The organism is Peribacillus frigoritolerans (genome assembly GCF_040250305.1).
Taxonomy (GTDB): domain Bacteria; phylum Bacillota; class Bacilli; order Bacillales; family DSM-1321; genus Peribacillus.
In genome coordinates, this window is sequence record NZ_CP158190.1 from 721,767 (window position 1) to 746,127 (window position 24,361).

General features: G+C 40.8%; 22 protein-coding genes, 1 riboswitch and 1 other annotated feature. Of the genes, 15 read left to right on the forward strand and 7 right to left on the reverse strand.

Annotation, left to right across the window (positions count from 1 at the left end; translation table 11 throughout):
* Positions 1-448 precede the first annotated feature (448 nt).
* The gene (locus tag ABOA58_RS03510; RefSeq protein WP_350301223.1) at positions 449-3,538 is read left to right on the forward strand and encodes an SH3 domain-containing protein; all 3,090 of its coding nucleotides are present in this window, start codon (positions 449-451) and stop codon (positions 3,536-3,538) included.
* Positions 3,539-3,586: 48 nt separating this feature from the next.
* Here ABOA58_RS03510 and ABOA58_RS03515 read toward each other — a convergent pair whose 3' ends face one another.
* Positions 3,587-4,018, reverse strand: a complete 432-nt coding sequence (locus ABOA58_RS03515) for an Rrf2 family transcriptional regulator (RefSeq protein WP_350301224.1) — start codon at positions 4,016-4,018, stop codon at positions 3,587-3,589.
* A 312-nt stretch (positions 4,019-4,330) separates the two neighbouring features.
* On the opposite strand from ABOA58_RS03515, the gene ABOA58_RS03520 reads away from it, so the two are divergent.
* From ABOA58_RS03520 to galE, 6 genes are all read left to right on the forward strand, one after another.
* Positions 4,331-5,020: a DsbA family protein gene (locus ABOA58_RS03520; RefSeq protein ID WP_350301225.1), complete on the forward strand. Its 690-nt coding sequence runs from the start codon at positions 4,331-4,333 to the stop codon at positions 5,018-5,020.
* Positions 5,021-5,022: 2 nt separating this feature from the next.
* Positions 5,023-5,433, forward strand: coding sequence for a disulfide oxidoreductase (locus tag ABOA58_RS03525; RefSeq protein WP_350301226.1), 411 nt, complete (start codon positions 5,023-5,025; stop codon positions 5,431-5,433).
* Positions 5,434-5,701: 268 nt separating this feature from the next.
* Complete coding sequence (locus ABOA58_RS03530) at positions 5,702-6,343, forward strand: NAD(P)-dependent oxidoreductase (RefSeq protein WP_350301227.1); 642 nt, start codon at positions 5,702-5,704, stop codon at positions 6,341-6,343.
* Positions 6,344-6,543: 200 nt separating this feature from the next.
* On the forward strand, positions 6,544-8,286 hold the full coding sequence (locus tag ABOA58_RS03535; protein ID WP_350301228.1) for a phospho-sugar mutase: 1,743 nt from the start codon (positions 6,544-6,546) through the stop codon (positions 8,284-8,286).
* A gap of 354 nt (positions 8,287-8,640) precedes the next feature.
* The gene (gene galU, locus ABOA58_RS03540; RefSeq protein ID WP_350301229.1) at positions 8,641-9,528 is read left to right on the forward strand and encodes a UTP--glucose-1-phosphate uridylyltransferase GalU; all 888 of its coding nucleotides are present in this window, start codon (positions 8,641-8,643) and stop codon (positions 9,526-9,528) included.
* A gap of 212 nt (positions 9,529-9,740) precedes the next feature.
* Positions 9,741-10,712 (forward strand): UDP-glucose 4-epimerase GalE, encoded by a 972-nt coding sequence (gene galE, locus ABOA58_RS03545; protein WP_350301230.1) that lies wholly within the window; start codon positions 9,741-9,743, stop codon positions 10,710-10,712.
* Positions 10,713-11,077: 365 nt separating this feature from the next.
* On the opposite strand, the gene ABOA58_RS03550 is transcribed toward galE, so the two are convergent.
* Complete coding sequence (locus ABOA58_RS03550) at positions 11,078-11,902, reverse strand: hypothetical protein (RefSeq protein WP_350301231.1); 825 nt, start codon at positions 11,900-11,902, stop codon at positions 11,078-11,080.
* A 64-nt stretch (positions 11,903-11,966) separates the two neighbouring features.
* Positions 11,967-12,188 (reverse strand) — a binding site (T-box leader).
* A 146-nt stretch (positions 12,189-12,334) separates the two neighbouring features.
* Here ABOA58_RS03550 and ABOA58_RS03555 point away from each other — a divergent pair.
* Positions 12,335-13,225: a PhzF family phenazine biosynthesis protein gene (locus tag ABOA58_RS03555; protein ID WP_350301232.1), complete on the forward strand. Its 891-nt coding sequence runs from the start codon at positions 12,335-12,337 to the stop codon at positions 13,223-13,225.
* Between the two features lie 214 nt (positions 13,226-13,439).
* On the opposite strand, the gene ABOA58_RS03560 is transcribed toward ABOA58_RS03555, so the two are convergent.
* Entirely contained in the window at positions 13,440-13,721 is a 282-nt protein-coding gene (locus ABOA58_RS03560) for a pentapeptide repeat-containing protein (protein ID WP_350301233.1), read from the reverse strand.
* A 111-nt stretch (positions 13,722-13,832) separates the two neighbouring features.
* Between ABOA58_RS03560 and ABOA58_RS03565 the strand changes: the two genes are divergently transcribed.
* From ABOA58_RS03565 to ABOA58_RS03575, 3 genes are all read left to right on the forward strand, one after another.
* Positions 13,833-14,453 (forward strand): class I SAM-dependent methyltransferase, encoded by a 621-nt coding sequence (locus ABOA58_RS03565; RefSeq protein ID WP_350302781.1) that lies wholly within the window; start codon positions 13,833-13,835, stop codon positions 14,451-14,453.
* Positions 14,454-14,847: 394 nt separating this feature from the next.
* Entirely contained in the window at positions 14,848-15,549 is a 702-nt protein-coding gene (locus tag ABOA58_RS03570) for a class I SAM-dependent methyltransferase (protein WP_350301234.1), read from the forward strand.
* A gap of 358 nt (positions 15,550-15,907) precedes the next feature.
* Entirely contained in the window at positions 15,908-16,741 is an 834-nt protein-coding gene (locus ABOA58_RS03575) for an STAS domain-containing protein (protein ID WP_350301235.1), read from the forward strand.
* A 134-nt stretch (positions 16,742-16,875) separates the two neighbouring features.
* Here ABOA58_RS03575 and ABOA58_RS03580 read toward each other — a convergent pair whose 3' ends face one another.
* Both ABOA58_RS03580 and ABOA58_RS03585 read right to left on the reverse strand, forming a co-directional pair.
* Complete coding sequence (locus ABOA58_RS03580) at positions 16,876-17,532, reverse strand: potassium channel family protein (protein WP_034310793.1); 657 nt, start codon at positions 17,530-17,532, stop codon at positions 16,876-16,878.
* A 23-nt stretch (positions 17,533-17,555) separates the two neighbouring features.
* Complete coding sequence (locus ABOA58_RS03585; RefSeq protein WP_350301236.1) at positions 17,556-18,881, reverse strand: TrkH family potassium uptake protein; 1,326 nt, start codon at positions 18,879-18,881, stop codon at positions 17,556-17,558.
* Between the two features lie 176 nt (positions 18,882-19,057).
* A riboswitch (cyclic di-AMP (ydaO/yuaA leader) is annotated at positions 19,058-19,200 on the reverse strand.
* A 329-nt stretch (positions 19,201-19,529) separates the two neighbouring features.
* On the opposite strand from ABOA58_RS03585, the gene ABOA58_RS03590 reads away from it, so the two are divergent.
* The gene (locus ABOA58_RS03590) at positions 19,530-19,721 is read left to right on the forward strand and encodes a hypothetical protein (protein WP_063236327.1); all 192 of its coding nucleotides are present in this window, start codon (positions 19,530-19,532) and stop codon (positions 19,719-19,721) included.
* Positions 19,722-20,056: 335 nt separating this feature from the next.
* Entirely contained in the window at positions 20,057-21,316 is a 1,260-nt protein-coding gene (locus ABOA58_RS03595) for an MFS transporter (protein WP_350301237.1), read from the forward strand.
* 45 nt (positions 21,317-21,361) lie between these two features.
* On the opposite strand, the gene ABOA58_RS03600 is transcribed toward ABOA58_RS03595, so the two are convergent.
* On the reverse strand, positions 21,362-21,961 hold the full coding sequence (locus ABOA58_RS03600) for a TetR/AcrR family transcriptional regulator (protein ID WP_350301238.1): 600 nt from the start codon (positions 21,959-21,961) through the stop codon (positions 21,362-21,364).
* 118 nt (positions 21,962-22,079) lie between these two features.
* Here ABOA58_RS03600 and ABOA58_RS03605 point away from each other — a divergent pair, with 118 nt between their 5' ends.
* Positions 22,080-22,805, forward strand: a complete 726-nt coding sequence (locus tag ABOA58_RS03605) for an ABC transporter ATP-binding protein (RefSeq protein WP_350301239.1) — start codon at positions 22,080-22,082, stop codon at positions 22,803-22,805.
* Complete coding sequence (locus ABOA58_RS03610; RefSeq protein ID WP_350301240.1) at positions 22,802-23,818, forward strand: ABC transporter permease; 1,017 nt, start codon at positions 22,802-22,804, stop codon at positions 23,816-23,818. The genes ABOA58_RS03605 and ABOA58_RS03610 overlap by 4 nt, the downstream gene beginning before the upstream one ends.
* 90 nt (positions 23,819-23,908) lie before the next feature.
* Here the strand turns inward: ABOA58_RS03610 and ABOA58_RS03615 are convergent, their stop codons facing one another.
* Positions 23,909-24,358 carry a GNAT family N-acetyltransferase gene (locus ABOA58_RS03615; RefSeq protein ID WP_350302782.1) on the reverse strand — a complete coding sequence of 150 codons (450 nt, stop codon included), beginning with the start codon at positions 24,356-24,358 and terminating at the stop codon, positions 23,909-23,911.
* Between the last annotated feature and the right edge of the window lie 3 nt (positions 24,359-24,361).

A 24,361-nucleotide genomic window follows, 5' to 3' on the forward strand; every position in this document is an offset into this window, starting at 1 on the left:
AAAGCCGAGGATTCAATCCTGTACTGACGACTTTATTGTATAGCTACTCCCCTTAACAGAAGGATTCTTATAAGTTATATACAGTAATTATATAGGTTATTGCCTCTATCCGTCAAATATAAGGATTGGTGCTTACCCTATATATATATTCGATTTAGGCAGAAAGATGCTCGTCTCATCCTTATTAATTTGAGTGGTAAGTAATTATATCAATATACTTTATATTCATCATTTGTTTGTCGCACAAGCTTCATTGCTAATATTTCTATTTAATTACTTAAATGTCTATTAGTTTACTATTATGTTACAATCTGCTTCATCTCCATATAGATCTAATGGAATATGATATATTTTAGATGAATAAGTATATTTACCTATATTATTATACTGATTTTAACCGATATTTAAATAAATGTTAAAAATATAATTCTTTAGTAGGGAGAATGAGATGAAGAAATTAATTATACCAACTTTCTGTTTTGCGGTGTTGTCGACAGTTGCTTTCGAAGAAAAAATATCTGCAGCTCCACTACATGCGGAACAGGCCAAAACTGAAGACGTCATGTTTGTACAGGTAAATTCCGGATCGCTCAATATGAGAAAAACCGGGGCGGAAGGTGCAAGCATAGTTGCAAAGCTGGCAAATGGCACACAGGTAACGGTGTATTCGGAATCCAAAGGCTGGGCGAAAATCAAAGCCAATGGGAAAGAAGGATATGTCAGTACCAAGTATTTATCGGCAACAAAGCCAGGGACTTTAACGAAAACTGCAGTAACCATTAAAACGACAACAAAATATGTGAATGTCAGTACAGGTTCACTTAATATGCGAAAAAGCGGCAGTGATAGTGCCAGCATTGTCACGAAACTGACAAGGGGCACACAGGTGACTGTGTATTCGGAATCCAAAGGCTGGGCGAAGATCAAAGCCAATGGAAAAGAAGGATATGTCAGTTCCAAGTATCTCTCGGCAACGAAGCCTGGAGAGGTAAATAAAGCTGCGGCGACCGTTAAAACGACAACAAAATATGTGAATGTGAGCACAGGTTCACTAAATATGCGGAAAAATGGGACAGATAGTGCCAGCATAGTCTCGAAGCTGACAAGAGGTGCACAGGTAACGGTGTATTCGGAATCCAAAGGCTGGGCGAAAATCAAGGCCAATGGAAAAGAAGGATACGTCAATACTAAATATCTCTCGGCAACGAAGCCTGGAACGGTAACCAAAGCTGCGGCAACGGTTAAAACGACAACGAAATATGTGAATGTGAGTACGGGTTCACTTAATATGCGAAAAAGTGGAAAAGCTACCGCAAGCATTGTTGCCATACTTTCAAAAGGGACTAAAGTGACGGTATATTCGGAATCCAATGGATGGGCGAAAATCAAGGCCAATGGAAAAGAAGGATATGTGAGTACCAAATATCTGTCTGCTTCAAAGCCGGGATCGGGATCAACGGTAGCCACACCTGCAAAAACGACGACGAAATATGTGAATGTAAGCACGGGTTCACTCAATATGCGAAAAAGTGGAAAAGCTACCGCAAGCATAGTCGCCATACTTTCAAAAGGAACGAAAGTGACGGTGTATTCGGAATCCAATGGATGGGCGAAAGTCAAAGCCAATGGAAAGGACGGATATGTCAACACCAAATATCTATCTGTTTCAAAGCCAGGATCGGGATCTTCGGCCGTAACGCCTGAAAAAACGACGACGAAATATGTAAACGTAAGCTCTGGAACTCTCAATATGAGAAAAAGCGGATCGGAAAGCGCGAGCATAGTCGCGAAGCTTTCAAAAGGAACGAAAGTGACGGTCTATTCGGAATCCAAAGGTTGGGCCAAGATCAAAGCAAATGGAAAAGACGGGCATGTCAGTGCGAAATATCTATCGACAACAAAACCATCAACGGCCGTAACGCCTGAAAAAACGACGACGAAATATGTAAACGTAAGCTCTGGAACACTCTATATGAGAAAAAGCGGGTCGGAAAGTGCGAGCATAGTCGCAAAGCTGTCAAGAGGAACTGAAGTGACGGTGTATTCGGAATCAAAGGGTTGGGCGAAAATCAAGGTAAATGGGAAGGATGGGTATGTTAGTACTGACTATCTTTCGACGACAAAGCCTGGAATGGAATCCAAACCATCCATACCTGAAAAAACGACAACGAAATATGTAAATGTCAGCACGGGTTCACTGAATATGCGGAATAAGCCGTCAGAAAGTGCTTCCGTCATTGTGAAATTGGCAAGGGGTGTAGAGGTAGAAGTCATCTCGGAATCAAATGGCTGGTCAAAAGTTAAAGCGTATGGCGGAGAGGGTTATGTCAATACGCAATATCTATCAGCAACGAAGCCTGGTCCTTTACCGGGGCTGAATCCAGACGAAGGAAACACGTCAGTTAAATATGTAAATGTAAATGATGGATCCAGTCTGAATATGCGATCTGCTGCATCAGCTTCCGCTTCAATTATAGCCAAGCTTGTAAACAATACGGCCGTAACGGTTTATTCAGAGTCTAATGGTTGGTCAAGAGTCACGGCCAATGGAAAAACCGGATATGTCAGTACGCAATATTTAACGGCCAAAGCACCGGAAGGTCCGGGTAGTTCAAATGGATCGATAATCAGGATTGATAAAGAGTATAATCTTACGATGGAAAAGATGGTTGAAATTCAAATGGCCGTAAATGGTCAAACGGATAAAAAGTATAAAACCTACATACGTGAAGATGGATTAACTTTGATCAATTCAACAAAAGGTACGGTTAAAGGAACCGGATGGCGTGTCAGGGGCGGAGCTGGTTCTAATTATTGGGTAGTCGGTCCTGTCAGCAATAACCAATCATTGAATATTAAATCGAAAGTAAAGGGCTCTGATGGATACTATTGGTATGAGGTGGACTATAACAAGACATGGGTAAATGCCAGTCCGGAAGATATAAAATATAATCTTAACCCAAATAATTTTGTGAATGATCCAGTCAATTCATTCCAATTCGTCAAGCTTTCCCAAGTCACCAACATGAACGTTTCAGAAGTTAATAATAGAATCCTTTCAGGAAAAGGGATTTTACAAGGCCAAGCTGCAACCTTCACTGCGGCAGGGGAAAAATATGGGGTCAATGAAATCTACCTGATATCACATGCTTTGCTGGAGACCGGGAATGGCACATCACCGTTAGCGACTGGCGTAAAGGTAAACGGGAAAACGGTCTATAATATGTATGGAGTGGGAGCATTTGACGGAACGGCGCTAAGCAGCGGCGCTCAATACGCCTATAATGCAGGCTGGTTCACTCCGGAAGCGGCCATCATAGGCGGTGCAGAATTCATCGCCAAAGGATATATATCCTCTGGACAGGACACGCTTTACAAAATGAGATGGAATCCTACAGCTGCAGAGAAATATGGATATGCTTCACACCAGTATGCCACTGATATTGGCTGGGCAACAAAACAAGTGAAACAGATTTATAATTTGTATAGTTTACTAGATTCCTATAAATTGACAATTGAAGTTCCTAAGTATAAATAAGAAAACAGGAAAAAACACATGAGTCGGACTCATGTGTTTTTTTGCTAATTAGTTTTTATCCTTTTCCAGAATACCTCTGACGACATCCTCGATCGTCACCACTCCCAATGCCTTTTCCAAGGCAAGTTCAGCAACTGAAAAGATGGGCTCTATTGTATCTTGTATATTTCTTCCAACAGTGCATGCTGGATTAGGATTTTCATGGATTCCAAATAATTCTTTATCGGAGACAACGTTGACAGCCTGATAAACATCGAGCAAAGTGATATCCGATAATTCCTTGGCCAATGTTGCTCCTGCGATACCCGGCCGAACATTCACTAAACCAGCATTCTTCAGCATGCCGGTGATTTTTCTGATTAAGGCTGGGTTGGTGTTTACACTTTTTGCAATGAAATCAGAAGTGTTAACACCTTCTTTATTTATTTCTAAAAGAGATAATATATGGATTCCTACGGAAAAGCGGGTACTGATGGACATCTCTTTTTTCTCTCCTTTAAAATCTCTATTCTTATATAGTATAAATTATTTAACATGTAATTCAAGTGGTTACAAGTTATAATGGCCTGCAAGAATAATATTTATCCATGATCCGTTTCCTTGTCAAGTCACGCCGTTTCTGCAAAGGCGAAAATAAAAGGTATGTGTAATTGACAAACCAGATGGTGAATCTTATATTATAACGTGTAAATAAATCAGTTACAGGTGAAAGGTGCAGGAAGGGGGAACTGAAATCGGCCGCTATGGCTGGATAAGAAATATCGGCACAACAACAAGTGATGGAGGTATATGATGGCTAATAAAAAAAAGGGTAATCAAAAGCAATCTTCTGCATTCACGTTTTGGATCATCGGGTTAATCGCTGTAATCATTATTGGCTTTATATTTTTAGCAAATGGGAAAGACGAAGATACAGCCGTTAATGAAATCGATTATAAATCACAGCCTTATTTGGGAGAAAAATCAGCTCCTGTCCAAATAGTGGAATTTGGGGATTATAAATGTCCAGTCTGTAAGACATTCGAGGAGCAATTCTTCCCTTCTATACAAAGTGAATTGATTGATACAGGAAAAGCGCAATTTTATTTCATGAATTATTCGTTCATTAACGTCGATTCAACCAGATCTGCTAAATTCGCGGAAAGTGTTTATCAGGAATTAGGAAATGAGACCTTTTGGAAATTTCATGAGCTTTTGTTCGAAAAGCAGCCAGCTGACCTGAAATATGAAAAGGAAGATGTCTTTACAGACAAATTCTTAGAAGAAACATTGAAAGAAATCGCAAATGACAAAGATGTGAAAAAAGTCGTTACCTCCTTTAAAGCCAAAAAGTCCGAGGACCAATGGAACAAGGATATGGAGCTGGCCGACGAATTGGGCGTTACTGGAACTCCTTCCTTATTTGTCAATGGCAAGAAGTTTGAAGGAAATACAATCGATGATTTAGTGAAAATGGTTGATGATGCAGCGAAGGAGAAATAGTGATGAACAAGCCACTATTATTTTCTTGGATCCTGTCCATCATCGCCACTGCTGGAAGTCTCTACTTTAGTGAGATTCTCCATTATGTACCCTGTACCTTTTGTTGGTATCAAAGGATCCTGATGTACCCGCTCGTTATCTTATTGGGCCGGGCCTTTTATGAACAGGACCTGAAAATCTATCGATACATTCTCCCATTATCGATTTTGGGCATGTTGGTGTCAGGGTATCACTATAGTCTGCAAAAAATTCCAGCACTACAGCATTTCGAAATGTGCCAAAGCGGTGTTCCCTGCTCAGGTGAGTATATAAATTGGCTAGGATTCATCACGATCCCGTTTTTGGCCTTTATCGCTTTTACGCTCATCACAATCTGCATGGCACTGCTAATGAAAAAGAGAAAAAGCATGTAATTAAGCGGCGCACCATTCTAATAGGAATGGTGCTTTTTTATATATATCAGATGAAAAATCCGGATATATCTCCGAAATCTGCAATATATCTGCGAAATTCCGTATATATCTTCGAAAATTGCAATATATCGACGAAAACTCCAATATATCTACAAAACTCCTCAAAATAAAAAATGTTGACAAGATAAAACCTGTAACTTATATTATTACATGTAATAAATTTAGTTACAATTGAAGTTTCTAAAACAATATATAGGAGGAATTTAATATGAAAATCGGTATTATTGGTGCGAGCGGGAAAGCTGGAAGTCTGATTTTAAAGGAAGCATTGACTAGGGGACATGAAGTTACGGCCATTGTCAGGGATGAAGCTAAAGTCCAAATTCAAGGAGCATCCGTACTGGAAAAAGACGTATTCGATCTGAAAGCAGAGGACATTAAAGAATTCGATGTGGTAGTGAATGCCTTTGGCGCTGCTCCGGGGAAAGAACATCTGCATGTCGATGCAGGTAAAATCCTGATTGACGCAATGAAAGGGGCGCCTCAAACTAGACTGATCGTTGTTGGCGGAGCTGGAAGCCTTTTCGTTGACGAGGCAAAAACGGTCCGTGTACTGGATACGCCTGAGTTCCCTAAAGAATACTTTGCAACAGCCTTTAATCAATCAAAGAACCTTGGAGATCTGCAAAATGCGACTGGCATCCAATGGACGTTCATCAGTCCTTCCGCCTTCTTTGATCCGCAAGGAAATAGAACAGGCGGGTATAAACTGGGTAAAGATAACCTTCTTGTAAACTCAAAGGGTGAAAGCTATGTAAGTTATGCCGATTTTGCCCTTGCCGCACTTGATGAAATTGAAATTCCAAAGCACATCAACCAACGCTTTACCGTTGTTGCCGAAGCTGAATAATTAAGTGGACGTCGCTCCTTGTGGTGACGTCCATTTTTTCGACCTATTATGTATAACGAATTTAATATTGACTGATGTCCATTTATTGCAGATAATATAGCGAGAAAGTCCTATAGAGGCTTTTTTTTTATTAATTTGTATTGTTAGTTTTTAGTAGAAAAATCTAGATTTCCCAACAAAGAAAGAAGGACTATGCGAAGATGAATTGGAAATGTTCTTACGACTCATGGGTGAATTTCGAAGCCCTTGATAATGAAATGAAATCATTACTTAACGAGATGCAAGATGATGAAAAAAATATAGAAGATGCGTTTTATAAAAACCTGGAATTCGGCACAGGCGGTATGCGCGGGGAAATTGGGGCAGGTACGAATCGGATGAATCTATATACAGTCCGTAAAGCAACTTTGGGATTAGCCCATTATCTGCAATCGATGGGTGATGAAGCAAAACGCAGAGGTGTCGCGATTGCTTACGATTCACGTTTTAAATCGCCTGAATTTGCCTTGGAAGCAGCCAAGACCCTTGCTACAGAAGGAATCAAGGCTTATCTATTTGATGAGTTAAGACCAACGCCGGAGTTATCCTTTGCCGTTCGTGAACTGAATGCATATGCTGGGATCGTTATTACAGCAAGTCATAATCCCCCTGAATATAATGGCTATAAAGTGTACGGGCCAGATGGCGCACAGCTTCCACCGGCAACGGCTGATGTAGTGATAGAATTCGTGAATGCGATTGAAAACGAACTTGCCATTTCGGTTAAAGATGAAGAGACATTGAAAGCGCAAGGCCTAATTGAGATTATCGGAGAGGAAATCGATACCGCATATAATGAAAAATTGCTTACTGTGCCCGAAAACAAAGATTTAAGTGAAGAAGTGGATGTGACAGTAGTATTCACACCGCTTCATGGCACGGCAAATAAGTCTGTCAGACGTGCTTTACAAGATCTGGGATACGACAAGGTACACGTTGTAAAAGAGCAGGAATTGCCTGATCCCAATTTTTCGACAGTTCAATCCCCGAACCCGGAAGAGCATGCAGCTTTTGAAATGGCCATTGAATTAGGAAATGAAGTATCGGCAGACCTTTTGATCGCAACAGATCCGGATGCAGATCGACTCGGTATTGCCGTTAAAAATAAAGATGGCGAATATGTGGTGCTTACAGGTAATCAGACAGGTGCACTAATATTGGATTATCTTTTAAAAGAAAAGAAAGCGAAAGGCACTTTACCTCCCAATGGAGTTGTCTTAAAAACGATAGTAACTTCTGAAATCGGGCGCAGAATCGCTAAGGAATACGGTTTAGGGACCGTTGATGTATTAACGGGTTTTAAATTCATCGCTGAAAAGATCAATGAATATGAGGATAGCGGCAAGCACACGTTCTTATTCGGATATGAAGAAAGTTATGGCTATTTAATCAAGGATTTTGCCCGTGACAAAGATGCGATCCAAGCGGCCGTTCTTGCGGTGGAGGTTTGTGCCCACTATAAAAAACAGGGCATGGATCTATATGAAGGATTGCTTAGCATCTTTGAAAAGTACGGATATTATCTGGAGGGACTTCAGTCATTGACCTTAAAGGGGATTGAAGGCGCCGGGCAGATTCAAGGGATACTGAATCAGTTCCGTGAGGCTCCTCCAAAGCAAATTGCCGGTAATGCTGTAATGGTGCAGGAGGATTATCAAAGCGGTGTGAGACTGACGGTGGGCACCAATAAGGAAGAAGTCATCGATTTACCTAAATCAAATGTAATCAAGTACTTCCTTGAGGACGGCACATGGGTATGCTTGCGGCCATCTGGTACTGAACCTAAAATCAAATTCTATTTCGGGATCCAAGGTGAAACGATGGAAGAAGCCGAGCTGAAATTGAAGCAGGTCATGAATGATTTCATGGAAAAAATAAATGGAATGATCAATAGTGCTAAATAAATAAGTCTTAGGACCTGCCAATCATATAAGTAAGAAAAATAAGGCCTTTCCCTGAAATATCGGGGAAAGGCATTTACTTTAATCCATTAAGCGATCAAGAGGATGACGGTCAGCCAGTTGGAATCCTGTCTTTAAAGTTGTGGATGGTCAAATTTCCAGCCAATAAAGTAAAAAATTGACTTAATAAGTTTTGAATCTTGAAGAAATTGGTATATAATAAATGCATATGAAAGTATTGAATATACTAACATTTTAACAAAAAACCAGACTATGTTACTATGAATATGGTGATTAAGAAAACTTGTAATTATTAGGATTTTAATTATTAAGTTGATATGGAGGAGTTACAAGAGAATGAAAAAAGTAAAAAAGGCCATTATACCTGCAGCGGGATTGGGAACCAGATTTTTGCCTGCTACGAAGGCAATGCCAAAAGAAATGCTGCCAATAGTGGACAAACCAACTATTCAATATATTATAGAAGAGGCCGTTAAGTCGGGAATCGAAGATATAATCATTGTCACAGGAAAGAATAAACGAGCGATAGAAGATCATTTTGATAATGCGTACGAGCTTGAGAACAACTTGAGGGAAAAAGGGAAATTCGATTTATTGGAGAAGGTGCAATACCCATCCAATTTAGCTAATATCCACTACATTAGGCAAAAAGAGCCAAAAGGCCTTGGACATGCCGTTTGGTGTGCACGTAACTTTATTGGTGATGAGCCATTTGCCGTCCTTTTAGGCGATGATATCGTAGAAAGCGATGTGCCTTCCCTACGTCAATTAATGAATGAGTATGATGCGACAGGTTCGTCTATCATTGGAGTGCAGCCAGTCAATGAGAACGAAACACATAGATATGGCATAATTGACCCGCTTACGCAAGAGGGCAGAAGATACGAAGTGAATAGTTTCGTTGAAAAACCGAAACAAGGAACGGCCCCATCCAATTTAGCCATCATGGGTAGATATATATTAACCCCGGAAATATTCGATTTCCTAGCCAAGCAGGAAACAGGGGCTGGCGGTGAAATCCAGTTGACGGATGCCATCCAGAATTTGAATGAAATCCAAAAAGTCTTCGCTTACGATTTTGAAGGGAAACGCTATGATGTCGGAGTTGTCGATGGCTTTGTGAAAACGACAATTGAATTTGCCCTGCAACGTCCTGATTTAAGAGACGACATTATAGAAGTAATGGAAAATATCATCAAAGAGCATAAGGCTGGTATCAAATAACCCATTTTAAATAGGGTCCTTATGATATTATTCCCTTTAGGTAGAAAGTGTACTAAAATCACCAACAATTGTGGGTGGTACATGACTATTTAGAGGGGATTATTATGCCTGAAAAAGGACTGAATTCCGATCCAAGGATACGTCCAAAGCTTTTAGGAGCCGGACGTTGGTTGGGGAACCTTATAACGTGATGAAGATAGGGGAAATTCTATATGATTTTGGTCGTTGGCGGTGCAGGATATATTGGAAGTCATCTTGTAAAAGAGTTAGTGAATACTGAAGAGGTTGTCATTCTGGATAATCTCTCAACCGGTTTTCGTTCGCTGGTCGATTCGAAGGCCGTCTTGGTGGAAGGAAACTTAGGGGACGAAGCGGTTTTGAATGAAATATTCCTTAAGTATCCCATTAAAGCTGTTATGCACTTTGCCGCTAATAGCTTGGTGGGGGAGTCTGTTCAAGATCCTTATAAATACTATGATAATAATGTTGGTGCAACTCTTACATTATTGAATACCATGCTCAAGCATGATGTTAAGAATTTCATTTTCTCATCAACGGCAGCTACGTATGGGATACCAAATGTTGATATGATTGATGAAGATCAGCCAACCAATCCGATTAATCCATATGGCCGCTCGAAATTGATGGTTGAACAGATCTTAGGGGACTTTGCAAATGCGTATGGACTTCATTATGTCGTCTTGCGTTACTTTAATGCAGCTGGAGCGCATGCGTCGGCAGAAATCGGTGAAAGTCATGAACCGGAAACACACCTGATTCCTATTATTTTACAGCATTTATTAGGACAACGTGAGAAAATATCAGTGTTTGGAACGGACTACGACACAGAAGATGGCACATGCATTCGTGACTATATCCATGTAACGGATTTAGCCCAAGCTCATATAATCGCCCTTCAAGCCCTATTATCCGGGAAGAAGGATACGGCCACCTACAATCTTGGGAATGGAAAAGGATTTTCGGTTAAGGATGTAATCGACACTTGTGAAAAAGTCACAGGAGTGAAACCGACCATAGAGTATGCAGACCGTCGCCCTGGAGATCCAGCCCGTCTGGTTGCTTCGGCAAATAAGATATATGAAGAGCTTGGATGGAAAGCATCGATAGATTTGGAAGAAATCATTGAAAGTGCATGGAAATGGCATAAATCTCAAATGAATTAGTGGTCCCTTGGGACTCGGTAGACTGTAGACAAACTCGAAGAAAAGCGAGTTTGCCTGCAGTTTTTTTATTTAAAGGAAGTTACAGTAAAAAAACATGTAGTATAACCAAGTCTTGTTTTAAAATCCTGGTACGCACTTTATTCGACCGTTCCCGCCAGTTATTCGACCTACCGCGCACTTTATTCGACCGTTCCCGCAGTTATTCGACCTACCGCGCACTTTATTCGACCGTTCGCGCAGTTATTCGACCTACCGCGCACTTTATTCGACCGTTCCCGCAGTTATTCGACCTACCGCGCACTTTATTCGACCGTTCGCGCACTTTATTCAACCTACACCAAACTTTATTCTGCCGTCCACGAATTCTAAGCTTGCAGAGCTTTTTGGATTGATTTTTTCATGGCTTCTACAAAATTGTGACGTGTTTCATTCGTTAATTCCAGCAGGGACAGATAAGGGTTTAAATCCTCCAGTTCTACTAATAAAAGTTCACCTTGCTCATTCCGGCAGGCATCAACTCGTTGGATGCCCCAATCAAGATTGTTCCATTCAACAAATCGTTTAGCAAAAGCCAGGTCTGCTTCAGTAGGGGCATATTCTTTTAATTCCCATCTTTTCTCTTTATCAGGCGCATAAAGGGCGTACTGAAATTCCTTATCGATAAAATAAAAAGAGACTTCATACTCAAAGTTGATAAATGGCTGTACCAATGTGTTCTTTGATTCCAAATCCAATTTATCTCCCAGTTCTTCTTTCGTGGCAAATTCCAAACCGATGGAATCCGCGCCATCTTTCGGCTTCACTATATACGTTTCCACATTAGGAAGTTTATTTAAAGATTCAAGTGTATCGATGGTCGGAATGACAGGGAATTGGGCATTCGTCAGTTCGATTAAGTATTCCTTTCCGTTCATATCAGCCTTTCCAACAAATGAATTGTACGTTTTCAAACAACCGGCAGCCACTCTATTACGGAATGCTAGATACTTATCTTTAAAATTGGCTACTGGACCGGCATTTCGAAAGACGATCAAGTCAAAATCCTTTTCAAACGTTTCAATGTCTTCAGGATGGCAAAGTACTAACTGAAAATCTTCTCTAAGCTTCGAAGGAAGGAACAAATCCTCCTCATAATAATTTCTTCCTTTTGCTTCATAGTATAAATCCGTTACGAATAATAGTGTCTGCATGACTCCTGCACCTGCTTTCCCGTTATTTTCATTGAATAGGTTAAAAACAAAAAATCCCGTCTCATTAAGAGACGAGATTTGAACTCGCGGCACCACTCTTGTTTAATGACAAACGCACATTAATGCGTTGTCCCATTTAACGGGGGAAACCGGAAAAGCCTACTGAGGCTTCGGCTTTACTTCTCGGGGATGATCTTCGGTTATATTCTGGACACTGGCTTTCAGCAAAGCACCAGCTCTCTTTGGAACAGAACGACAACGTACTCCTTCCCTTCATGGAATTTTACATTTGATGAATTTGAGTAATTGTATAATATTCAGAAAATAAAATCAATGGTTGTTTCACTTAATATAGGACGAAAAAGGGATATTGAAAGAGATATAGAATTACTATTCAAGAGAAGCGCCATCATTTAATAGGAGATGTTAGATTTGAAAATGGTAAGGGTTTTTCATTACGATGCGTTTAGCAGTAAACCGAATAAAGGAAATCCGGCAGGTGTGGTTTTAGATGCGGATGGACTGACAGAAAAGGAAATGCAGGAAATAGCGGAGAAGGTGGGGTTCAATGAAACCTCTTTTCCGATGGATTCCGATATTGCCGATCTTAGAATCCGTTATTTTACACCGGGACATGAAATGAATCTTTGCGGACACGCGACAATGGCTACCATCCATGCACTGAAGACCAGGGGATTATTGGATAAAGATGAGCTGATGATTGAAACAGGAGCGGGAATATTGCCAATCAAGATCCATACAACGGCGGATCAAGATATATATATTACGATGAAGCAGGCCGCGCCTCAGTTTGAAGCGTTTAACGGAGATAAGGGTGGCTTAGCCAGTTCCCTTGGCCTGGATATAGAAGATCTTGAAAGTGAATTACCTATTGTTTATGGAAGTACAGGTTTATGGACTTTACTGGTTCCTGTAAAAGAAAGAAGTTCATTTAAAAGGATGAAGGCGAACAATAGCATGTTTCCGCAATTATTAAAGGAAATGCCAAGAGCATCCGTTCATCCCTTTTGCCTGGAAACGTACGATAGTGACGCCCATATGCATGCCCGGCATTTTTCCTCGCCATTTTCAGGTACGCTTGAAGACCCGGTTACAGGAACGGCTTCAGGTGTAATGGGTGCTTATTTTGCAAAATACATAAAGGATGGTCTTGAAGATGAAGTGCACCTGTTAATCGAACAAGGACATGAAATCGGAAAGGATGGCAGAGTTCGCGTTTCGGCTACCAAAAACGATGACACATATGATATTGAAATCACGGGGAATGCTGTCTACGTTAAAGAATTTGAAGTGGAAGTTTAAAGGTCAGGCTGGGAGGATGGGCGGTTGAATGGTAAGTAAATCTGAGAAAGGTATATGAATATATAAAAACCCTGTGCTAAGACGTTGTATGTCTTAGCACAGGGTTCGTGTAGATCATTCTCCCATTTCATTCCTTTTTAAACGACTGCAGTCAGAAACACGGTCTCGCAAATGATTGAGGTGGATGCGACAATCGTTGTCCTTTAGATGAGGGTCACGTTTTTTTATAAATGCTGTTCTTGAAATAAATTTGCACTTTTAAATAAGGTCCAGTTAAATTGGCGTTTTCAAAGATGCGATTATCTAAGTTACTGCTTTTAAATGTGCTGTTCGTCAGGTCGGAATGGCTGAAGTCAGAACGGCTTAAATCGCAGGAATTAAACTTCCCATCATGCACCGAAACCGAGCGGAAGTCGGAATCCAATAAGCGATGCCTGGAATAGTCCATGTTTATCGCCTGCTCAAGCACATTGTATTGTAGGTTGAGTGATTCCATTAGCTCTGATACCTCCCCAATCGAATCAACAGTCTAATTTACCAGATATAATATCCGCTTGGAATGGATTTATCATGCTTCATGGAAGTAGTATGTAAGGGGGTGGGGATGTTGAATAATTCGTGGAATAAAGTGATTTATAAATTTTGGTCGCCAATTTATGACAAAATCTTCAACTCTCATCTCTTTTTAGATGCCAGGAAAAGAATGTTTGAAGAGATGGATTTTCATGATGATGCAAAGGTTCTGTTTGTGGGCGTAGGTACGGGGGCCGATTTGGAGCTGATCAAGAACCTTGACCTTGAGATAACGGCGATAGACCTGTCAGCCGATATGCTAAAAAAAGCGATGGGGAAATTTGATGATGCATCGATCAATTTCCTCGAGATGGATGCACAGCATATGGAATTCGATAACGAAGCGTTTGACTATATAGTGGGAAGTTTGGTTCTTTCCGTCGTACCTGATGCCAATGAATGCCTTCGGGAAATGATCAGAGTTTTAAAAGGGGATGGAAAAATAATACTATTCGACAAGTTTATTTCTAAAGATGAAGTGCCTTCACTACCCAAAAAGCTTCTGAGGCCCATCATTCGATTTTTAGGAACGGATATTGGCTTGAGGTTTGAAGACTTGTTAAGTAGACATGTTAAGAATATGAAAATTGAAGAAGATCGACCGATCATGCTGAATGGAATGTATAGAAAGATAATCATCAGTAAACGGATGTGACAGGAAGGTGGCGGAGGGATGTTTCAGAAGTGGATTGGAAGTCGGATTCAAAGACATCAGGTACTACATAGAGCTGAGTTTTGTTTTGGAAGCTAAACCGGATCCGCTGTAAAGAAGCATGTAATATTTGACATGCATGTATAAAACCCATGTCTTCCCTAACATGGTTAATGAGCTGATCATCGGGTTATTGAGTAAGAATGTATCATAACCATCAGAAGGCAGTTTGCATGCATCATTGATACCTTTAAATTCCAGTGACCAACACATAAACAACAGGGTCCAATAGTGTCTGAACGTCCTATGTCACGCATTTTTGATGCAGCTGTTACATAGGCAAAGGCCGAAATCAGTATAATTAAATAGTGGGATACAATGGGAAGAGGTGATGGTTTTGTCCGAGACGATAACAACCTATGAAGATCTATTGAATATGCTCGACTCGTTATTGCGTGAACCAACTGGATTCTGGAATGGTTTTTATGAAGACCGCTCAAAAGGGGTTCCCTTTTTCGGAAATTTTCCGGATGAGAATTTGGTTTCATATTTTGATGGTGGGTTAATTGGGCCAGGGAAGGTTCTTGAGCTTGGATGCGGACCTGGCAGAAATGCCATTTACCTTGCTGAAAAGGGCTGTTCCGTTGATGCGGTGGACCTTTCGAAGGAAGCCCTTGAATGGGGAAAAGAACGGGCAGGAGATAAAAATGTCCAAGTGAACTTCATTCAAAGGAATATATTTGATTTGGACATTGAGGAAGGGCAATATGACTTCGTCTTTGATTCAGGTTGTTTTCACCATATTGCTCCACATAGAAGGATCAATTATTTGGAGATGGTGAAAAAGGCGTTAAGGCCTAAGGGATTGTATTCGATTACTTGTTTTGTCGAGGGCGGCATATTGGGTGGTGCCGATATTTCGGATTGGGAAGTATATAGGCAAAGAAGCCTTAAAGGCGGATTAGGTTTTACGGAAGAAAAACTCAGAATGATCTTCAAGGAATTCGAAGTGGTGGAAATACGGAAAATGAGGAAAATGGAACAATCGAATGAAACCTTTGGGGTGCAAGGTTTATGGACGGCTTTATTTATGAAATGAGAAGGCGAAATGGTTTTAAACGGAGGATCTGGGATCAGGTCCTTTTTTTGCGTGGAAATTGTTAACAAAAAATAAAAATGGTAAACTATAACAACACTATAAAGTTTTAGGAACGCAGATTTACCAGAATGATAGATGAAGGCTTTTGCTGATCTTTTTTTTAAAAACATGGTTTCAAAAACAGCTGGGAAGGTATATGGAAAGAGGGGCAATTGGGCATCAGAGCATAAGATTTTAAGTGTGGAAGAGGTTATCTTCGATGCTTACTTTGTTGATAATATTTCAATACCCTGACAATGCCGTTTTCAGCGTTAGATTTATCGATTGCTTTTTATAAAAAACTAAATAGGAGGAGTTTATGCACGTAAATAAAGAATTATATTCCTTTTTATTGGGTGTGGCAGCACAACTGACTGAGGATTGGTACGCATCATTGAATAAAAGTGATAAGGCGGGTGTTTATAGTTCATCCGATCCCAAAGTGATTAAAAAACTTAAGCAGCAAAATAATGAATTCCATTTACGTTTCTTTCAGGTCTTTGATACAGAGGAGAGGGAATTCTTTAAGCAGCTTGGTGATTGGATTGAAGATATCGGTCAGGATGAGCAGCATTTAAACACACCCATCTATTTTATATTGAGGGAGTTTTTCCGAACGCAAGAGCAATACCTGGATTATATTGACCGGTTTGTGAAATTGCATGGAGATCAATATACACAGGAGGAAATAAACTCCTGGTATCGGATAGTGGTGAAGGTGTTCAGTGAAGTAATGGAGAGGTTTACGGAAGCCAATCATAGATATGCCAATAAAATTATGAAAGCCCAACAGGCAACGATCGATGAATTGAGCACGCCCATCATTTCGCTAAAAGATAACACGGCATTGCTTCCCCTGATAGGCGATATTGACACGGCGAGGGGCATGTCCTTGCTTGAAATCACATTACAAAAGTGCGCTGAAAAAAATGTCACCAGACTTTTCATTGACCTATCTGGCGTTCATGCGATAGACAGCGGATCCGCACACCAGCTGTCTCAATTGATTGAATCCTTACATTTGATCGGAATTCAAACAACCCTTTCAGGACTTCGGCCGGAAATCGCCATGACTGCCGTTAAGCTTCAACTGCCTTTTGATAAAGTGACGATAAAGTCCACTCTTGCCCAAGCGATCAGTACGATAAAATAATACATACATATCCAGGGCACGGGGATGCTCGTTATGAATTTCATCGAGAAGACTTCCATATGGCGGTCTTCTCGTAGTATTAGCATTCAAAATAGGTATCGGGCTACATAAAGCAAGAGCCGGAACCTGCCGGATTATTCAATATTGGCAAAGACGGCCAGATCTTCTTTATTGCCAACCACTAAAAGCATATCTTTTTCATGGATATCCTGATCCGGTGAGGGTGCAATGATAATTTCTCCATTACTTACGATGGCAATGACGCTGATATTATATTTTGCCCGTAAATCAAGCTCCCTGAGGCTTTTTCCCTTCATGCTCATGGGGAGGATGATTTCCTCGATATTGTATTCTTTAGAGAGCTCTATATAGTTCAGCATGTTAGGGGAAAGGAGCTGATTCGCGACCCGTTCCCCCATATCCCTCTCAGGATAGATGACCCAGTCGGCACCGACTTTTGTGAGCACCTGACCGTGATTTTTATTAAGTGCTTTGGCAATGACCTTTTTGATCCCAAGCTCTTTTAAAAGCAAGGTAGTTAAAATGCTCGATTGCATGTCATTTCCGATGGCTACGATGACACAATCGAAATTACGGATTCCGATTGCTTTCAATGTCTCTTCTTCAGTCGTGTCCGCCATGACCGCATGGGTAACGTTCAGTTCCGCATTCTCGACTCTTTCCTCGTTGACATCAATACCCAAAACCTCTTGACCGGCCGTATATAATCTATGGGCCACACTGGTTCCAAATCTGCCTAAACCTATCACGGCGTATTGTCGTTTTCCCATCTTTTACACTCCTCCATTCATTATTAACCAATCATGATTTTCCCTTTTGGCCGGCGGAACGGATCTGGCTTGCGCCTCATGGCGATAGCAAAGGCCAAAGTCAAAGGACCCACCCGGCCTGCAAACATCGTGAAAATGATGAGCATCCGGCCAACCGGTGATAATTCTGGGGTCAAACCCATTGAAAGTCCCACGGTGGCGAAAGCTGAAGTGGCTTCGAACAAAATCATCAAGAAGTCAGTTCCGCTTTCAGTGATGGTCAGCAGAATGGAGATGATTGAAACCACGAATACACCAATGAATGTGACGGATAATGCTTTAAAAATCGTTTCACTCACGATGCGGTGGCGGAACAATACCACATCACCCTTACCTTTAATCTGTGACCAAACCGTTCCGACAAGCGTCGCCAATGTAGTCGTTTTAATCCCGCCGCCAGTCGATCCGGGTGATGCCCCAACGAACATCAAGAAAATGATGAGCAGTAATGTAGGCTGAGTTAAATCAGGGATATTCAGCGTGTTGGAGCCTGCCGTCCGTGGTGATACCGATTGAAATAAAGACGACAGCGTTTTACCCATGAAAGATAAAGGCTGCAATGTCTTTGGGTTACCAAACTCGAATAAAAAGATTAAAATCGCGCCGGCAATCGTAAGGGTCAAGCTAGTCGTCAGAACTATCTTCGTATGTACGGATAAACGATGTGTATTCCGATATTCGTATATTTCATTCATCACGATAAAGCCTATCCCGCCAAACGTGATGAGGAAGGCGACGGTAAGAGTTACGAATGGATCCGATACATAAGGGGTCAAACTCCTGAATTCCCCCATTAAATCAAAGCCGGCATTATTGAAATTCGAGATGGAATGAAAAACACCGTAATAGATCGCCTTGCCGATTGGCATGTCAAAAGAAAAGCGAATCGATAAAATAAGGGCACCCATGCCCTCAATGATGGCCGTGAAAATTAAAAGCCGTTTCACTAACCTGACTACACCTGCCATGGATAGATTATTTAAGGACTCCTGCAAGAGTAACCTGCCTTTTAAAGAAATCTTTTTGCCTAATAATAAAAAGAAAAACGTCGCAAATGTCATGAACCCTAAGCCGCCTACCTGAATCAATGTTAGGATGACCAACTCACCAAAAGTGGTGAAGGTCGATCCCGTATCCACTACGACCAGTCCTGTTACACATGTAGCTGAAGTCGAGGTGAATAAAGCATCCAGAAAAGAAAGACCATTTCCATTTTCTGTGGAAATCGGCAGGGTCAATAAATAGGCCCCAATAAGTATCAGGATGGCAAAGCCGAGTACAAGTATTTTTGGCGGATCCAATTTTGTCATTCTCAAATGATCATCCCTACCCATAAAAAAATTGTGTAAAACTGTATGACATTTCAATCATCAATCTGCTTTTCGAATCTTTTTAAAGGCATAATAAAAAGACCTGCGAAAAACCTCGAACTGCTGTTTTGTCACAAAAAGCGTGCAAAATAAGCTCCCGAAATAGGCGGTCTTATGACCTCCTTCGCTTTAGCCGACGAAGTTAGCTGACGGGTAGGATGGCGAAAGAGCTGATCTCATCCCTTCTGCAAGGCAGAATTAACCCCAAATGATTGGGTCCTCCGTACTCATTTTCCATGAGTTTTGGCCGAAATGCATTAAATTGATAAACGTATTCTACTCCCATCATTTAGCAGTTGTAAACCCCTAAATCGTAAAAAAATATTTCTTTAACAAAACTGAAAATTTACGTTTTATTTACATTTAGAAAACGTATTGACAAATATTAGTTAGCACATTATGATAGGTTCGATTAATCCAATTATGATAACCGGCATCGATGTACTTTATTCAATAGTTTCAAACAAAACATGCTATTGCGAATCAAAATTTGTAACATATATATTATGTTTCTTTTGTAAAAGATAAAGGTAAAAGCAGTACATTATTATTTAAATTCAATACATTTTATTAAAAAGGCGGGCAATTATGGAGAAGACGTTCAATAGATATGTTATTAATGCTACAGGCAAGGGTGGCCAAACATATTTAACACAATGCCAGGATAAAGATGCACTTAGGAAATGGATAGCCGATCATGAGGATCAAATCATCATGAATGAGTTAAGGATAACGGATAAGAAAAAGAATCCGTTTTTAAAATTGTTTTCCCTAAGGTAAATCAACTGAATCCAACATTCATTAGCGGTATTCAATTATGTATTCCTGTGTTCTATCCGGAACGCTGAGCGAAAAATCCATATCTTGTTTTGCTTTTAAACTCATTTATTTTGAATGAGTTTTTTTGCGTTATTTACATTATAAAAACATTAATGTTAAAATTTAGTAATTAAGTAGGCGTAAAGAGGAGAAAAGTAAATGAAATGACCACTTTCCAAAAGAGCCTTGAACGGCAGCCGAGGATAGTTAGGGGGGGGCACCGCAAATTGATCTCGTCCCGAGACGCATTGCTGGGGGACCGGGTTTTTTATTATTCGGTCAAAGGGGGAGAAGCGATGAAATTAAGAAATACATTAGTATCTTGGAAATACCCTTCCATTCTTTTGTGTGGAATAGGAATCTCCAACTTTGGTTCTTGGGTTTATTTCATTGCCCTTAATTTAATCGTTCTGGATATGACTGATTCAGCCTTGGCGGTAGCTGGTCTTTATATCGTTAAACTGATGGCTGCCATATTAACGAATGTGTGGGCAGGCAGCGTGATTGACCGGATAAATAAGCGGAATCTTATGATGGCACTTGACCTATTTCGCACGGTATTCATAGCCTTGCTGCCATTGACTTCTTCTATTTGGGTCATCTATTCCCTTGTCTTCGTGATCAATATGGCAGGGGCCATGTTCGTAACAACATCAAGGTCGTATATTACAAAATTAATTCCCGTTGAACAGAGGAAACCATTTAACTCATTACGTAGCTTAATGGATTCTGGAGCTTTTTTGATTGGACCGGCGCTAGCGGGGATCCTTTTCATGATCGGTACGCCCGTTTTAGCGATTTATATTAACGCGGCTGCCTTATTACTATCCGGTATCATCACCCTATTCATGCCTAATCTTGAAAAGGATCATCCCCTTGAACAATCCAGTCATTACCTGTCTTGGACCATCATGAAAAAGGATTGGGGCATCGTCCTGGACTTCAGCCGGAAATCTTCCTACATCATGCTCATTTATTTCTTATTCAGCTGCATGGTGGTGATGGAAACGGCTATCGATTCCCAAGAAGCGGCGTTTGCCAAGGCCGTGCTCTTTTTGTCGGACAGCGATTACGGATTCCTTGTAAGCATCGCCGGGGCAGGCATCATTGCTGGGGCCATAGTCAATGTCGTATTCATCAGTAAAGTGAAAATCTCGCACATGATCGGTCTTGGATCTTTATTTGTCTCGATAGGTTATATGATCTTTGCCTATTCGAATTCCTTTTCAATGGCCGCCATCGGATTTTTCATCATTGCCTTTTCATTGGCTTTTGCCAACACCGGCTTTCAGACCTTTTATCAAAATAATATTCCGGTGGAAATCATGGGCAGGGTCGGAAGTGTTTTTGGTTTGTTAGAAGCATTATTGATCATCATGTCTACCGCAATTGTTGGTGTTTCAGCTCATTTCATTTCGATTCGGTTCGTGGTGATTTCAGGTTCCATGATCATGTTCGCTTTATCAATTTTATTGTCGATGCTTAGTATGAATACCTCCAAAAGGAGGTATTATTCCGTTGGTGATGTAGAGGTAGAAGCTAAGGAAAAGATGTAATCCGATTTAAAGGCATGTTGATGGAACATGCCTTTAATGAATCGTTCATTGGATGAATGTGCGCAATTGGCTGATGAAGTTCAAGATTTGAAAATGGATTTTCGCCATTTCTTCCGCCGTTTGTTCTTCACAGTTCTCTAGCCACTCCTGTATCACCCCTAAAATCGCCGATGTAAGGAAGGCGTGCATATACATGCGGAATGCTTCTTCTTTAGCTGCTGGATGCAGGCTGATCAAACGCTCCAACAGTACTTCACCGAAAACTCGCTTTATTTTTTTCGCAAAAGAAGGATCGCCCTGATCACCAAGAATGGCCCTTAATGCGTGAGCATGTTCACTGATGAATTGAAAAATCGCTATGAAAGGCGGGTAAAGTTGTTGTTGATGAAGAGCCAAAAAAGCCTCTTTCGGCAAAATGGCAGTAATGCGGGTTTGAAGTTCATGTAACAATTCTTGCTGTAAGTGATCCATCAATTCATACTTATCTGTGTAATGCAAATAGAATGTGCCCCGATTAATGTTGGCTCGCTCTGCAATTTTCTTCACTGATACATGTGAGAACCCCTCTGCTTCAATGAGTGCAATAAAATGATGTTGTATCTGCTTTTTCGTCTTTTGTACCATATCCTCATGAATCGATGCCATGGAATGTCTCCTTCACTAAACATTTTTCCAAATGTGTTGATTGTATTAGACCGAATGCTACCTTAGAATGATGATACACTCAACACCGTGTTAATTAAAGAGGGAGGATGTGTGTGCAATGAAAAATGCGATTTCCATTGAAGGAATTGCCAAAGGTTTTCAGCAGAAGAAGGTCATTCAGCCATTGAGCCTGAATATTGAAAAAAGCGGAATTTTTGGCTTATTAGGTCCATCCGGATGCGGAAAGACGACTTTGATTAAAATGATTGTCGGATTGATTAAGCCCGATGCGGGTAAAGTCACGGTTCTGGATCATGAAGTGCCGAATGAAGCACTGTTAAAGGATGTCGGCTATATGGCACAGTCCGATGCTTTATATACAGAACTGACGGGAGCTGAAAACCTCGAATTTTTTGCGAAGCTATACCGTTTTTCGAAAAAGGAACGAAGGGAACGCATTCAATATGCAGCTGAAATCGTACAGTTGACGAATGATTTGAACGTTCGAGTTGTCCATTATTCAGGGGGAATGAAACGCCGTCTGTCACTTGCGGTTGCACTCATCCAAAATCCGGAGATTCTCATTTTGGATGAACCGACAGTAGGAATAGACCCTTTGCTGAAACAATCGATTTGGCAGGAACTTGAGCGTTTAAGAAATGACGATGATAAGACGATCATCATCACGACGCATGTGATGGATGAAGCGGAACGATGCGATAAACTGGCGATGCTGCGTGAAGGTGAAATCATCGCGGCAGGAACCCCTGCAGCTTTAAAAGCAAAATTTGCCGTAGAAACGCTAGATGATGTTTTTTTAAGGATTGGAGGCAGCATGAAATGAGAATTGCCTCTCTTGTTACTCGAATTACACAGCAGATGCGCCGGGATCGAAGGACGCTCGCTTTATTTTTCCTGGCTCCATTGCTCATTTTAACGCTCATGTATTTTATTTTCGATACAGAAGCAAGTGATTTGAAAATCGTTGTTACAGGCAGTGATGAAACGATCGTTAAAGCAATGAAACAAGCGGATTTTCAAGTAACGGCTGCTGAGGAATTCTCACAGGAAAAGATGATTGAAAAGGATACGGATGGCTGGCTGCATGTTGAAAATGGCAAAATGAAACTCACACTTCTGAATGACGAACCGACCCGTGCAAAGGCCGTTCAAATGCAAATGATGCAAGGCTTGCAAGGGAATGAAAAAAACACACCTTCCATTGAGGAGCAATATGTTTACGGAGATGCCAACACGAAGGGTTTTGATACCTTCAGTCCGATGCTCGTCAGCTTTTTTGTTTTCTTCTTTGTATTTTTAATAGCGGGGATTGCGCTTTTGAAAGAACGTACAAGTGGTACGTTGGAACGGCTGCTTGCCACCCCGATTAAAAGATACGAAATCGTAGCGGGCTATGTGATCGGATATGGCTTATTTGCTCTCGTTCAAACCATAATTGTCGTACTATATGCTGTCAATGTGTTGGACATCGTCCTTGTTGGCTCCATTTGGCTCGTTTTATTGACGAATATACTGGTCGCGCTCGTTGCATTATCGCTCGGTACATTACTATCGAGTTTCGCGACATCTGAATTCCAAATGGTACAATTCATTCCGCTGGTCATCGTGCCGCAAGTCTTCTTTACAGGGATTTTCCCATTGGATGGCATGTCAGACTGGCTCCAAAAAATCGGCAAGTTCATGCCTCTCTATTACGCATCGGATGCCATGAACGGCATTATGTACAAAGGCTTCACGTTCAATGAGATTTCACTGGATCTGCTCATTCTCCTGACCTTTGCCATCGTTTTTATCACCATCAATATCATTAGTTTAAAAAAATACCGTGCACTATAACTCTTTAAAAAAAGCCGGATTCCTGGAACATGAGGAACAGGCTTTTTTGTTTTCCTGGACATACTTTTGAGTTGAAAAGGATATAGATACTTATAACTTTTTGATCATGACCTTTTCATTGTTATAATCTGATTCGCCATTGAATGCAAAGCCGAATTTCCTATACAAATTAAAGGCAGCCTGATTATCTTCGACTATGCTTAAATAGATTTCAGGACAATCATATTCTTCTATTATTCTTTTTATTAAAGTCTCCAACATGATGCTTCCAAGCCCGAAACCCTGATGTGCAGCGTCAATGAAAAAGCGGTCTAACCACACTCTGCCATTTTCGCCTTCCCCAGGGAAAAATCCATACATCGCAAAGCCGACCAAGATATCATCATAATAGAGCCCAACTGGCCTGTAATATTTACATTCCTTAGCGTCTTTTAAACATTGTTCAGTCGTTTCGATGTAAGCCTTTTGCTTTTCGTATATTCGCAATTTCAAAATATCCGTCACATTTTCGTTCGAGACTTCATTAATAGTGGTCTTCATCAT